Below are 13034 nucleotides of genomic sequence, written 5' to 3' on the forward strand. Positions count from 1 at the left end.
ATGCTTGCCATTGGGGGCGTAGTGGGGTTAGAACCTTGGGTCGCCGCTGTTCTTTGCCTCGGCGGGGGACCCCATGTCTGCGTTCGACGAGCGCCGTCTGGAATTGGCGCAGGTGGCTTCCACGGCTGTCCAGGTCGCCAAGCGACTTGGGGAGGGGAACGTAGGCGAGGCGCTCACGGGAGTGCTCGCGCTGCTCGGTGGTGGCGACCCGGTGTCGGTCGTGCGCTATACGTTCAGTACCAGCGACGCGCCGCTGGCTCCCTGGCATGTGAGTCGGGTCCAGGCTCGCGAAGGATTGTCCGAGCTCTACGAGGCCCTGGTCGACCTGGTCTTCGAGGGCCCCATGCTGGATGCCGAGGTGATGCTCGGCTCCTCGTGTGCGCTGGGGATGGCGCGAGGACCTCTGTCGCGCCAGGTCCTGGGCATCGTGCGGCACGTCGAGGACCTTGGCACCCTGGCCGACAAGCGCATGGTGCGAGTCCATGTCGTCCCGGCGCTCTGGGAGCTGTCCCAGCGGGTGGACTCATACATCTTCCAGGGGATGTCCGTCCCCGAGGTGCTGGTGGATGTGATGGAGGAGATGCTCACCCCCTTCAAACGCAGGGTGCGCGTAGCCCTCCAGCGAGAGTACCCGAAGCGAGAGTACTGCGTGCAGTATGCCGAGTCGGACCTCGATTTCGTTCTGCGCCTGATGAAGGAAGAAGGCATCGCCTTCTTCTTCGAGCACACGGGCGATGTCGAAGAGCTCGTCCTGGTCGACGCGAATGCTCCCTTCCAACCTATCGCCACACTCGACGGCGGGGCCGTGTGGGTTTCCAATCAGGCGGGAGGGCTCGCTCATGTGGAGACGCTCAAGGGGCTCGACTGGTCCAGCGCGCTACGGCCGACCGGCGTGGTCGTCAGGGATTTCGACTGGACGCGGCCCCGGCTGCAATTGACGAAGGATGCGCGGGAGGAACTGGAGAGCGGACGGGAGTCGTATCTCTATCCCGCGGAGCTGACCCTGTCTGAGTACGACGTGGAGAGCCACCGCTATACCCAGGAGGACGTGACCACCCGCGCTCGCTTGCTCCGGGAGGGCCAGAAGCTGGGAGGCAGGAAGGGGCGGGGCCGAGGCAACGTGACGGGGTTCTGCCCGGGGTACACCTTCGAACTCCAGGGTCACGCGCGCGGCGAGCTGGACCAAGCCTATCTCATCACTCGCATCGAGCATCTGGGCGAGGCCCCCGAGGAACGGCCGCTGTACTCCAAGGAGGACGCTGGCGAGGACACGAAGCGAGAGCGCTACGAGAACCGCTTCGAGTGTGTCCCCCTAGCGGTCCCCTTCCGGCCGGAGTACCCGCTGGTGCGCAGTCGCATCCCTGGCCTGCAGACGGCGACGGTGGTGGGCCCCGCGGGAGAGGAGATCCACACCGACGTTCATGGCCGCATCAAGGTGCGATTCCACTGGGACCGGGTGGGCCCGGAGGATGAGAAAGCCTCCTGCTGGGTGCGCGTGGCGCAGACGTGGGCGGGCGCCGGGTTCGGGGCGCTCTTCATCCCCCGGGTGGGCATGGAGGTCGTGGTCGACTTCCTGGAAGGCAACCCCGACCGGCCCCTGGTCATCGGCTGTGTCTACAACGGCGCCAACCCGCCACCGACGAAGCTTCCCGAGGAGCGCACGCGAAGCACGCTGCGCACCCAGAGTTCGCCAGGAGGAGACGGCTACAACGAGCTGCGCTTCGAGGACGCCAAGGGGCAGGAGCAGGTGTTCCTCCACGCGCAGAAGGACCTGTCGGAGGTGGTGGAGCATGACCACACCACTCAGGTGAACAACGACCAGGCGAACACGGTGAAGAACAACCAGACCAACACCGTGAGTGTCAACCAGACGGAGAGCGTGGGGGGTGAACAGTCCATGACCGTCTCGGGCAACCGCACCAAGACGGTGAAGAAGAACGAGACCATCACTGTCGAGAAGAACCGCACCGAGACGGTGAAGGCCGACGAGAGCGTCACCGTGAAGGGCAACCGCACGCTCTCGGTGGAGGGCCAGGAGACGTACTCGGTGGGCGGCATGCGCGCCAAGAAGGTCACCGGCCCGGAGACCGTCACGCTGGAGGCTGGCCGGAAGACGGTGGTCACGACCAACGACGAGCTCACTGTGAGCGCCGAACGGCACGTCACCGCCGACGTCAAGCACCAGCTCACCCAGGGGCCCACGACGTTGGTTTTCACGGGAGGGCACGTGGTGCTCGACGCGGGCAGCTACATCAAGCTCGTCCACGGCTCGGGGGAAGTCCACATCGAGGACAGTGGGAAGATCTCGGTGAACTCGGGGACGGAAATCGCGCTGAGCTGTGGAGGATGCTCCATCAAGCTCACCCCCACGAAGATCGAGATTGCGGGCGCGGTCGAGGTCTCGCTCGCGGGGGGAGCCAGTACGGTGAAGCTGGACCCCGGCGGCGTGGCTGTATCGGGTCGGAAGGTCTCCTCGGCCGGTGCGGAGCTGAATGAAATCACCGGCGGTCTGGTGAAGATCAACTGACGCCAGGCACATGTCCGACAACGACATCCGAGCGCCCATCCTGAAGCGCCTCGAGCGGGTGCGGAGCCAGTGGCGCGAGTTCACAGCGGACCCCGAGGCGCGCCTGTTGCGATGGGTCCTGGCCCAGGGCGAGTGGCCGCTGCTGGAGACGTTCTTCCAGGTGGAGGACCACGAGAGCGGCGTCACCTCCGACTTGTTCCTCCGGCTCACCCCATCTTTCGATGAACCGACGCGGTACGGGTTGGCGCTGGTGGAGTCCCTCTCCGAGCAGTACGCCTCGATACGGGATGACCTGGCGGCGGCGGGCGTCGATGCCTCCTGGCGCGCCTCCCGGCCAGTTCCGGACGCGGACGACGTGGATGGCTTCCTCGCCGCGGCCGCGTCTTTTCACCTCCACCACCGGCCCTTGTTCGAGCATCTGGTGCTCGTGCTGCTTCCCGAAGGCGACGTGCCCTCTCGGGAGTGGGCGGGATGGGTGGAGCGCGCGGTGTCACGCGCCCGCCTGCCGGGTGTTCGCCTGGTCTGTATCGACTCGCGAGAGGCACCTCGGCTTACGGAGGTCTCCCATCGATGGGCGCCGAGAGTGAGGACCCAGGTGGCGGACCTGGGAATGGGGGCGGCCCTCGAGGAGATCTCCCTGGCAGCGGGTCGTCTGGACAGCCCGGCGGGTCGTTACCGCCACCTGTTCGTGCAGCTTGGCAGAGCCATCGAGGCCCGGGAGCTGGGGCGCGCGGAGCAGCTCACGGCGCAGGCGGCGGCCCTGGCCCAGGCGCAGCACTGGGGCCACCTGCTGGTGGCTTCCTGGTTCACGCTCGGTGCTGGCTACCTGGCTGTCGGCAAGCCCGTGGAGGCCATCCGCTCCTACCGTCAGGCAGAGGCGGCGGCGTTGGAGGCGCAGGCGAGAGGTGAGCCTACTGCGCTCGCGCTGCGGTTGAAGGTGCGTCTGGCATTGGGGGCGGGGCTCGTCTCGGCGGCCTCCTATGCGCGCGGAGCGGGAGTGTACGAGGAGACGGTCCCCCTGGCCGAGCAGCTCCAGGACACGCGCATGCTGCTGGAGTGCTGGCGCATGGCGGCGTACTGCCATGAGCAGGCGCGTGTCCCCGAGGCTTCGTGGCGCTGTGGCGTGGAGGGCCTCAAGGTCGGGCAGCGCATGGATGACGAGACGCGCCGCTCGTCCACGCTGCGCTACCTGGGTGAGGGCATGCTGCGGCTCACGCGAACGTGGAAGTACCGCGAGCACGAGCGACCGCTCATCCAGCAGTTGGAGAAGCTCCTGGGGCCCGGGTGGGGGCCCGCCGTGGCGCGGAGGATGCCGTCATGATGCCAGCCGCCAAACACCTGGACCCGTTGCTGGGCATCGACATCCACATCGTCCAGCCCCCCGGCCCTGTCCCGCCCATTCCCATTCCCCACCCGCACATCGGCATGGTGTTCGACCCGATGGACTACGTGCCGGTCCTGGGCGCGACGGTGCTGGTGGGAGGATTGCCGCGCGCACAGGCCGGCTCCTCGGGCACGGCGCTGCCTCCCCACATCCCGATGGGAGGCGTCTTCATCAAGCCTCCGGCCAATGAGTCGGAGGTCTTCATGGGCAGCTCCACCGTCTCGGTGGATGGGGATGCCTTCAGCCACCTCGCCCTGCCTGTGTTGAGTTGTCAGGACCTGGGCATGCCTCCCATCCCCAGGCTCAAGAAGAAGAAGACCGTCAAGAGCCTGGTCCTCCCGACGACAATGGTGCTGGCCATCCCCTTGCCCGTGCTGGTGGGCGGGCCGCCCACCGTCTCGCTCATGGCGCTGGGGATGCGCGCGGGCATGGCGATGTTGGGCGCGCTGTTGTCGAAGCTGAAGAAGATGCGCGCGGCGCGCAAGGCGCAGAATGGGGTGCACTGCAACGCTGGGCACCCGGTGGATGTGATTACCGGCGCGAACTTCGACGAGTTCGTGGACGCGCGCTCGGCGCCGCCAGGGCTCTTCTGCTGGCGGCGGCGCTACACCACGGCTCACGCGGACCGCCAGGGCGTGCTGGGTTGGGGGTTTCGTCACGCGTATCAGCACACGCTGCACCGCTGGAACCAGTCCTGGCGGTACGAAGACGCGGAGGGCCGGGTCATCGACTTCGCGCCGCCGCGGCAGGGGGAGCGCGAGACGACTCGGCACGGGGTGGTGCTCCGGCTCCTGGATGGTGGGGACCTGGAGCTTTCCGAGGGCGCCTCGGCCCGCCTGGTCATGCGTCCCGTGGAGGGGCAGGCCGTCGCACTGCCACGCTTCATCCGCTCAGGGCAGGCGGAGCTGGAGCTGCGCCATGAGGGACTGCGGCTGTGTGAGGTGACGGAGCGTGTGCCTGGGAGCACCTGTCGCTACCGCTTCGTCCATGACAGCGCGGGCCGGATGACCGAGGTGCTGCGACTGGAGGGACGTGGCACGCGGCGCGTGGCCCGATACGAGTACGACGCTCATGGGCATCTGGTGCTGTCCGAAGACGCGGAGGGCGGTCGCCATGTGTACCAGTATGACGAGGGGCACCGCTGGACGCGGATGCGAACCCCCACGGGTTACAGCTTCTGGTGGCGTTATGACGTGCAAGGCCGCTGCGAGGAGACCTCGGGTGAGGATGGCTTGTGGTGGGCGCGCTTCGAGTATGACCCCGTCAAGCGGGAGACCCGGCTGACGGAGCGTCAGGGCGGCGTCAGCGTCTTCCAGTACGACGATAACCTCACCTTGCGGAAGCAGGTGGATCCGTACGGTGGTGTCCTGGAGCGAGCGGTGGATGTGGAGGGGCGCGTGCTGCGGGAGGTGGACTCCGGCGGGCGCGTGACACGGTGGGAGTACGACGCGCAAGGCGTCCTGGTGGGGCGTCTGGACCCGTACCAGCGACGGTTGCCACCTCCGGAGGAGCTGCCTCGCGTGCCTCCGCCCGCGAGGTTCTTCCTGGGCCAGACGCCCTCCGGATTCCTGCTGGGAAGCGCCCTGGACGCGCTGCCCCAGGCGGCCACGGGAGCTTCCCGCGCCCTGCTGTCGCAGGTGCCCGAGGCGCTGCGAGGCGAACTGGACCTGCTGGTGCGGCTTCGACGAGAAGGCGCCACGGCACCGCGAGTGTCCCGCACCCATGATGCGCTCGGACGCGTGCTGCGGGAGGTCGATGCCGCGGGGCGTAGCCAGCAGTGGCGTTATGACCTGGCGGGCAACGAGGTATGGCACCAGGACGCGGACGGCCGGGTTCGTGAGCGGCGCATCGGGCGGTGGAACCTCGTGATGGCCGAAGTGGATCGGCTGGGGAACACGACGAAGTACGGGTATGGGCCCTCGGAGCAGCCCACTCGGGTCGCGGACCCCGGGGGCAACGTCAGCACCTTCGACTACGACGAGAAGGACCGCATCATCCGCGTCTGGCGCCACGGCGTGCTCAAGGAGCAGTACACCTGGGACGCTGGAGACCGCCTCGTGGAGAAGCGGGATGGGCACGGCGCGGTGCTGATGCGCATCGAACACACGCCGTCCAGGCGGCTGGCCGTGCGGCACCTTGCCTCCGGAGGGCGGCATGTCCTCGCCTATGACGAGCGTGGCTGGCCTACGTCCGCCTCGACCGAGGCTCATGACGTCAGGCTTCAGCGCGAGGACTCCGGCACGCCGCGCTACGACCTCCGGGATGGCAAGGGCGTCACACAGCTCCAGATGGCTGGGGGCCGTCGCACCCTCCTGCTCGAACGGTTCGTCTGGTCGCTCCAGGGCTCCGAGGGGGAGGGTGGACAGCGACTGATCGACCCGACAGGGGGGCAGCATCTGCTCTGGAAGGACCCGACGGGGCTGGTGCTGCGGGAGCACGCCAACGGCACACGGGAGCTGCTCCGGTACGACGACGGGGGGCGGCTGTTGGCCAGCCTCCGCTGGAGGCTCACCCAGGATGGGATGCTCCATTCCCAGTGGGTCCGCTTTGATTACACGGCGGAGGGAGACCTCGCCGGCGCGTGGGACAGCGTGCGGGGCGAGACGCGCTACACCCTCGACGCGGAACATCGCCTGGTGCGTGAGGATGGGCCCCAGGGCTGCTTCGTGTATGCATATGACCCGAGCGGCAACCTGCTCGCCAAGCCAGGGCTGCTCCGTGTCTCGCTCCAGTCGGGAAATCGGCTGGCCGCCGCCAATGATGAGCGGTTCGTCCATGACCACCGCAACCACGTGGTCGAGCGGCATGCCTTCGATGGTGCGCGCACCCGCTATGCGTACGACAGCGCGGACATGTTGGTGCGCATCGATGATGCGCGGGGCGAGCCCTGGACAGCCGCGTACGATGCGCTGGGCCGGCGCATCCGCTGTGGCCGGGGCGCGGCGCAGACCTGGTTTCATTGGGAGGGGGAGCGGCTCGCGGCGGAGGTGTCTCCAGAGGGGCGACTGCGCGCGTATGGCTATGCGGCCCACGATGCCATCGTCCCCATTGTCTTCGTGGACTACGACAGCGTGGATGCCGCGCCGGCGCTGGGGCGCGTCTACACCGTGTTCAGCAATCAGGCGGGGGTGCCCTGCCGGGTGGAGGACGACAGCGGCCGGGGCGTGTGGTGGGCGACGTCCATCGAGCCCTACGGCCAGGTCCATGTGGCGCCCGAGTCCGAGCTGGAGCTGTGCCTGCGGCTGCCCGGGCAGTACCACGATGTGGAGACGGGGCTCTTCTACAACCGTTTCCGCTACTACGACCCTGTTCTCGGTCGCTATCTACAGAGTGACCCGCTGGGGCTCGCGGGAGGCCTCAACCTGTATGCCTATCCCGCCAATCCCCTGGTGCATTTCGATGTCCTGGGGTTGCAGCATTCCAAGCGCGGCAAGGCGAATCATGCGGGGGGCAACGACCCAGTCGAGGCGCTCGACGTCAGCTCATATGGCGACCAGACGAAGCGCTCGGTTCCATATGACCAGCTTCAAAATGACCACATCCCGTCGTTCGCCGCGTGTCGAGAGGCGGTTGAAAAAAAGATGGGACGTGAATTGGAGGATGATGAGGCCAGGGCGCTCAAGAACTATCTAACGTCCATCAGCGAACCCGATGATGTGCACCGACAGATAAGCCGCACCTATGGGGGCAAGAACAATGCCGACCAGATCGCGATGGATGCTGGGGACCTTCGCGAGGCGGCTCGCAAGGACATGGCCGCGATCCGCGAAGAGCTGGCCTCCCAATCCGGTAAGAGCCTGGAGGAGGTTGACGCTGCTTTCACCCAGTTGGACGCGCGGAATGAGGATATAGGCCTCTATGAGGAGGGGCTCGACACCTTCCTCACGAATGTAGGACTGCGCTGACCTCTCTGAACTGATGCATCTTTCGAGGAAATTCGATGGACCCACGCAAGCTTGGAGAACTCATCAACAAGCCGTACGAGTCGTCCGAAGTGCAGGCCTTCGTGAACACGCTAGGCACTCCGGAAATTGACAAGGAGTTGGGGGCTCCCAAAGGCATCTACTACATCTTCAAGCCCGAGGGGGTGACCCTGATCACCGCGAGCGCAACGAATCGGGTCAGCACCATCTTCTTGAAGGCCCCCCTGGCTGGAAAGCCGGGCTACTTGAAGCCTCTGCCCTATGGATTGAACTTCTCAATGTCGCGAGCGCAGGTGCTCCAGTCCGTCCGCGCGCCGGATGGCACAGAGTCATTCTATGATGCGTGGGAAGAGGGCTCGCACATCCTGCGCGTCGAGTACAAGCAAGGCGCCATCAAGATGGTCATCCTCATGGGAGGCTGATGCCCATGGCGGAGATAGAGAAGGTCCGAATCGAGTTGCTCTTCCCCCAATCGGCATGGAACTGGAAAGAGCGGCTGCTTGACGCCTTCGAGCAGCAGCCGAAACTCGCCCCCACTCATTGGGGAGAGAGCGAGCATCTGCGCCAAGTCTATGTCCGGGAGCAGCTTGTTCGCTTCGTCGACGAGGTCCGGACGAAGGATTTGCCGACCTTGCCGTCACTTCGGCGGGTGAAGACGCCTCGCTACGTGGCCACCTGGAGCCTGGGGGAAAAGGGGGCGGGGTGGTTGTTCGTCTTCAGCCAGATGCGGTTGCTTCCGGAGGACCCGGCCTTGCTCTTTGGCTTCGCAGAGCAACTCGCCGGAGTCTTGCCTGTCGAGTACGGACTCGTGGATCTCCAATTCAAGGATGCGCCCGCGGAGTGGTCGATAAACCGGGGCGCGCTCCAGCACTCCGACACGTATCTGGCGAATGGGCCGAATACGCTCTTCCCTCGGACCTTCCTGGGGCCGCGCCTGGTCGCGTTGATGGGCGGCGAGCAGGTGCTGCGCGCCAGTGGCGGCCGTGTTCAGCCGTGTGGGAATGGAGTCGTCAGGATGGACCTGCTCGATGCGCCCTGGACTGCCACGCCGCAAGTGCTCAAGGAGCGGCAGACCGAGCTGCTCGAGAAGCTGCGCCCGACTGGCGTCTTCGCGCGACAGGAAGGCCGCTTCTCCCAGCCCGGCGAGAGGTGGACGCCGCCCATCGCTGGGTAAAGGGAGCACGAGGCCACGGCGGACTCACTCGTCCTGGGCCAGCTCCATCAGCAGCTCCAGGTCCTCGGCGGCGTCCAGGCTCTCCAGCAGCTCCAGGTTCTCCACCACCTCGCGGTCCTCCTCGGACAGGGCCGTCGTGGGCCGGGTGGGCTTGGGCGACGGAGTCCTGGCGGGAGCCGGGGGGAGGGGAGCCTCCTCGGTGCGCGGCGTCTCGGACTGGCCCGCGCCCGATGCAGGCGGGGCCGCCATGAGCGCCAGGAACAACACCAGCGGCGCGGCGGGGCTCACCGGCGCCGCCTCTCGCGCACGCGCTCCCGCATCTCCTGGCGCTGCTCCGGCGTCATCTGCCGCCAGCGGCGCATGTTCTCCAGCAGCTGCTCGCGCCGCTCCGGGTTCTCCCGCAGGTAGGCCTTCATGCGCTGGCGCATCTCCGCGCGTCGCTCCGGGTCCATCTTCTTCAGCTCTCTCGCCTGTTCTCGCAGGGCCTGCCGCTCGGCGACGTTGAGCTTGCGCAGCTCGCGCTGATTGGCGCGCAGCCGCTCGCGCTCCTCGGGGGGCAGCTTGCGCCAGCGCTCCAGGTTGCCCCGGATGCGCGTCTGCTCGTCGCGGGGCATCGACTTGAACTCGCGCAGCTTCGCGCGCAGCGCCTCCTTCTGCTCCGGCGTCATCTTCTCGAAGCGCTCGGCGGCCGTCGCGGGACGCTCCGTCTCCGCGCGCGCGCGCGCGCCCGTCAGCAGCGAGAGCATCAGGCCCAGCGCCATCCACGTCCGGCCCGTCATTGCGCCACCTCCAACTCGTGGAGGCTCGCGACGACCTCCAGGTCCTCGGGGCTGTCGAGCCCCAACCACTCGTAGTCCTCGACCAGCTCCAGGTTCGCCGCCAGCTCCATCACCGCCGGGTCCTCCAGCTCCTCGGGCGCCTCGGGGCCCACGCCCACCACCAGCGCCAGCCCCACCGCCACGGCCAGGCCCGCCGAGGGCACCAGCACCGAGGGGCGCAGCAGCACGCTCAGCCGCTCCCACCACGGCACCGGCAGCGCCTCCAGCTTCGCCAGCACCGCGCGCCTCGTGTCCAGGGAGGGTACGAAGTCCGGCAACTCCGCCACCCTTGCCACCGTGTGGCGCAAGAGCGCCTCCGTCGCGCGGCACCCCGTGCAGCCGCCCAGGTGGGCCTCCACTTCCACGCGGCGGGCCGCGGGCAGCTCGCCGTCCACGTAGGCCGTGAGGTCTTCCTCGAAATGACAGCTCATGCCCTGCTCCTCGCGGGCACGGTGCCCGCCTGCAGCTCTTCAATCCTTCGCGCCACCGCCAGCGTCGCGCGGTGGATGAGGCTCTTCACCGCGGACTCGCTCGCCTCCAGCGCCTCCGCGATGTCCCGGTACGCCATGCCCTCGAAGCGGCACATGGTGAAGGCGGCGCGCTCCCTGTCGCTCATGCTCCGCAGCGCGTCTCCCACCGCTTGCTCCAGCTCGCGCCCCGCCAGCGCCTGGTCCGGCCTGTCGCCGTCCGGCCCCGCCATCTCCACGCCTCCTGTCTCCTCACCGTCCGGTGTCTCCGTGGACGTGTGGGCCACGCGGTACTCCCCGCGCCGTACTTCGTTGAGACAGTGATTGGTGGCCACCCGGAACAGGAACGTCTTGAAGCGCGCCGTCGGCTGGTACGCCTTCGCGTTGCGGTAGAGCTTCACGAAGATGTCCTGCGTCAGCTCCTCCGCCCGCTCCCTGTCGCCCACGAAGCGGAAGGCGAACCGCGCCACGCTCGCGTGGTAACGGTCGAACAGCCAGGCGAACGCCCGACGGTCCCCCGCGGCCACCTTCAGCATCGCCTGTGCGTCCGAATCCACGTCCACGGTCGACTACAACCCCGTCACCCACAAGAAGTTGCGGACACCCTCGCTTTGAACCGCGCCCGCCTCCGTGGATACAGTCACCGGGTGTCGGACGCCACGCGCAGCACACATTCGCCCATCCCCAGGCCCGACGAGGGCCCCGGTGAGGAGCGGCTGGCGGACCTCGCCGCCTGGGCCCCGCCTCCGTCCGAGGCGGCCAGCCGGCCCACGCCCCCCGTGGAGCTGCCCCTTCCCCTGCTGGTCCGGGTGGAGCAGGCCGTCAGCGCCTCCGAGGCGGACCGGCCCGAGGCCTCCTCGCGGCTCAACGAGGTCCTGGCGCAGCTGGCCAGCGGCGGCGGGGAGCGGCAGGTGGCGGACACCCTGCACCGGCTCCTCGACGGCGGGAGGCTGGACGGGCTGGTGGACGCCGAGGGGCGCTCCTGCCGCGCGGTGGCGGTGGAGGCGCTCCTGTCCCTGGGCTTCCCCTACGCCCTGGAAGTCGAACCCGACGACCTGAAGCACCTGCGCGCCAACGCCGCCGCCCGGCGGGGCAGCCGCAAGGGCCGCTTCGACTTCGGGCCTGGAGTGCCCGCCACGGTGCTCGCGGGTGGAGTGCTGGCCCAGGTCCTCGAGGAGGTGCTGCGGCCGGGCGCGGTCGAAGGCACGGTGACCTTGCAGGTGGGCCTGAGCGCGCTGGCGATGATGGCCTTGTGGCTTGCCCCTCCTCGCAGTCCCGTGTACCGGCTGGGCCTGGGCCTCCTGGCCCTCGTGTCGGGCTTCGGGTTGCTCCTGGCCCTGGGGTCGGGCGGCCACGCCGGTGCCCTGTGGGCGGGTGTGGCAGGGGGTGTGGCCGTCTTCCTGGCTGCCCTCCGCGAGAGCTAGCTGCCCGACAGGATGCAACACGGATGTCAGAGGGGTGGACTAGGGTCTACCCATCGCGTACTAAAAGCGCGTTCAGGTGAGCCGGGGTGGCTCGCCAATACAAGGAGCTGCGAGAAATGTCCGTGAATCAGGAGAAGGAAAAGGCGATCGAGCTGGCGATGTCCGCGGTGGAGCGCCAGTTCGGCAAGGGTTCAATCATGCGGCTCGGCAACGAAGAGCCCATGATTCGCGACGTCCAGGCCATCTCGACGGGCTCGATCTCCTTGGACATCGCCCTGGGCGTGGGCGGCGTGCCGAAGGGCCGCATCATCGAGATTTTCGGACCGGAGTCCTCCGGCAAGACGACGCTGTGCCTCCACATCGTCGCGGAGGCGCAGAAGCGCGGCGGCATCTGCGGGTACGTGGACGCGGAGCACGCGCTGGATGTCGGCTATTCGCGCAAGCTGGGCGTGCGCACCGATGACCTGCTCCTGAGCCAGCCGGACACCGGTGAGCAGGCGCTGGAAATCGCGGAGATGCTGGTGCGCTCGGGCGCCATCGACGTGCTGGTGGTGGACTCGGTGGCCGCGCTCGTTCCCAAGGCGGAGCTCGAGGGCGAGATGGGTGACTCGCACATGGGCTTGCAGGCCCGTCTGATGAGCCAGGCGCTGCGCAAGCTCACGGGCACCATCGCGAAGAGCCAGACGTGCGTCATCTTCATCAACCAGATTCGCATGAAGATTGGCGTGATGTTCGGCAACCCGGAGACGACGACGGGCGGCAACGCGCTGAAGTTCTACGCGTCGCAGCGCCTGGACATCCGTCGCATCGGCGCCATCAAGAACGGCGACAACGTGGTGGGCAGCCGCACCCGCGTGAAGGTCGTGAAGAACAAGGTGGCCCCTCCGTTCAAGGAAGTCGAGTTCGACATCATGTACGGCACGGGCATCTCCCGTGAGGGCGACCTCATCGACCTGGCCTCCAACGACAACATCGTGGAGAAGAGCGGCAGCTGGTTCTCCTTCAACGGAGAGCGCATCGGCCAGGGCCGTGAGAACGCGAAGGACTACCTCCGGGAGCACCCGGAGGTGGCGAAGGAGATCGAAGCGCGCGTGCTGGAGAAGTACGGCATCGCGAAGGGCGCGGGTGGTGCCGCCGCTCCCGCCGCGGAGGAGGCTCCCGCCGAGGCCGCCACCGAGAAGCGCCAGCGCGTGAAGGCCGTGAAGTGAGTCGGTGATGGCGGCTCCTCGCGAGCTGCCTCTCGACACGTCGTGCGGGGCTGTCCTCTCCAACCGAGGGCAGCCCCTTCGTGTTTCATGCGCGCGGCGTGAGTCGGCT

At 67.7% G+C, this 13034-nt stretch carries 11 protein-coding genes; 7 read left to right on the top strand and 4 right to left on the bottom strand.

Translation table 11 applies throughout. The features are described from left to right. Positions 1-73: 73 nt before the first annotated feature. From ACN469_RS02900 to ACN469_RS02920, 5 genes are read left to right on the top strand one after another with little or no spacing between them, the layout of a single operon-like run. Positions 74-2527, top strand: coding sequence for a type VI secretion system Vgr family protein (locus ACN469_RS02900; protein ID WP_498763912.1), 2454 nt, complete (start codon positions 74-76; stop codon positions 2525-2527). Positions 2528-2537: 10 nt separating this feature from the next. After that, positions 2538-3848 carry a hypothetical protein gene (locus tag ACN469_RS02905; protein ID WP_498763914.1) on the top strand — a complete coding sequence of 437 codons (1311 nt, stop codon included), beginning with the start codon at positions 2538-2540 and terminating at the stop codon, positions 3846-3848. Then, positions 3845-7816 (top strand): RHS repeat-associated core domain-containing protein, encoded by a 3972-nt coding sequence (locus ACN469_RS02910; protein ID WP_498763916.1) that lies wholly within the window; start codon positions 3845-3847, stop codon positions 7814-7816. The genes ACN469_RS02905 and ACN469_RS02910 overlap by 4 nt, the downstream gene beginning before the upstream one ends. A 35-nt stretch (positions 7817-7851) precedes the next feature. Further along, a complete protein-coding gene (locus tag ACN469_RS02915; protein ID WP_498763918.1) occupies positions 7852-8256 on the top strand; it encodes a hypothetical protein in 405 nt (134 codons plus the stop codon). Positions 8257-8261: 5 nt separating this feature from the next. Beyond that, positions 8262-9008: a hypothetical protein gene (locus ACN469_RS02920; RefSeq protein WP_498763920.1), complete on the top strand. Its 747-nt coding sequence runs from the start codon at positions 8262-8264 to the stop codon at positions 9006-9008. A gap of 24 nt (positions 9009-9032) precedes the next feature. Here the strand turns inward: ACN469_RS02920 and ACN469_RS02925 are convergent, their stop codons facing one another. Genes ACN469_RS02925 through ACN469_RS02940 form a run of 4 tightly spaced genes read right to left on the bottom strand, consistent with a single transcriptional unit; the run spans position 9033 to position 10856 of the window. Continuing rightward, on the bottom strand, positions 9033-9296 hold the full coding sequence (locus ACN469_RS02925; RefSeq protein WP_498763922.1) for a hypothetical protein: 264 nt from the start codon (positions 9294-9296) through the stop codon (positions 9033-9035). Further along, a complete protein-coding gene (locus tag ACN469_RS02930; RefSeq protein WP_498763924.1) occupies positions 9293-9787 on the bottom strand; it encodes a DUF3106 domain-containing protein in 495 nt (164 codons plus the stop codon). Before ACN469_RS02930 ends, ACN469_RS02925 begins: the two co-directional genes overlap by 4 nt. After that, positions 9784-10257: an anti-sigma factor family protein gene (locus ACN469_RS02935; protein ID WP_498763926.1), complete on the bottom strand. Its 474-nt coding sequence runs from the start codon at positions 10255-10257 to the stop codon at positions 9784-9786. Before ACN469_RS02935 ends, ACN469_RS02930 begins: the two co-directional genes overlap by 4 nt. Next, on the bottom strand, positions 10254-10856 hold the full coding sequence (locus ACN469_RS02940) for an RNA polymerase sigma factor (RefSeq protein WP_498763928.1): 603 nt from the start codon (positions 10854-10856) through the stop codon (positions 10254-10256). The genes ACN469_RS02935 and ACN469_RS02940 overlap by 4 nt, the downstream gene beginning before the upstream one ends. Before the next feature lie 84 nt (positions 10857-10940). Here ACN469_RS02940 and ACN469_RS02945 point away from each other — a divergent pair, with 84 nt between their 5' ends. Both ACN469_RS02945 and recA read left to right on the top strand, forming a co-directional pair. Continuing rightward, complete coding sequence (locus ACN469_RS02945) at positions 10941-11717, top strand: hypothetical protein (RefSeq protein WP_498763930.1); 777 nt, start codon at positions 10941-10943, stop codon at positions 11715-11717. Positions 11718-11833: 116 nt separating this feature from the next. After that, positions 11834-12925: a recombinase RecA gene (gene recA, locus ACN469_RS02950; RefSeq protein ID WP_498763932.1), complete on the top strand. Its 1092-nt coding sequence runs from the start codon at positions 11834-11836 to the stop codon at positions 12923-12925. Positions 12926-13034 lie beyond the last annotated feature (109 nt).

Source organism: Corallococcus terminator (genome assembly GCF_049194865.1).
In the GTDB taxonomy this organism is placed as follows: Bacteria; Myxococcota; Myxococcia; order Myxococcales; family Myxococcaceae; genus Myxococcus; species Myxococcus terminator_A.